This is a genomic window from Bordetella sp. 15P40C-2 (assembly GCF_009763235.1).
Lineage (GTDB): Bacteria > Pseudomonadota > Gammaproteobacteria > Burkholderiales > Burkholderiaceae_B > Bordetella_A.
Genome location: NZ_WSJA01000053.1, coordinates 1 through 283, shown reverse-complemented (window position 1 = coordinate 283; position 283 = coordinate 1). Strand labels below are relative to the sequence as shown.

The window sequence follows — 283 nt, the reverse complement described above, 5'->3', positions numbered from 1 at the left end:
GGCTCTACATCATAAACGGGGGACGACCAGCATTCATTAGACTTGTTTTTGCGAAGAACCTGTCTAAAGGAAACAATGCTGATGTCCCCTATCGATTCTATCCTAGGGTTACCCGGTCTGGTGGTCCTAGAAGTCAAACGAGCTCAGGACATCCACGTCTGGGCCGCGCCCCGGCGACGCCTGGCCTGCATCCACTGCGCCTGCACACGGGTGCGGATCAAGGCCACCCATCGGCGCACGCTCAAACACACCCGTCAGGGTAATCAACTGCTGGTGCTGCACC

General features: G+C 57.2%; 1 protein-coding gene. It reads left to right on the top strand.

All coding sequences use genetic code 11. From position 1 onward, the window contains the following. Positions 1 to 81 precede the first annotated feature (81 nt). The coding region (locus GOQ25_RS19630) for a hypothetical protein (protein ID WP_236844638.1) at positions 82 to 283 on the top strand (202 nt) is incomplete at its 3' end.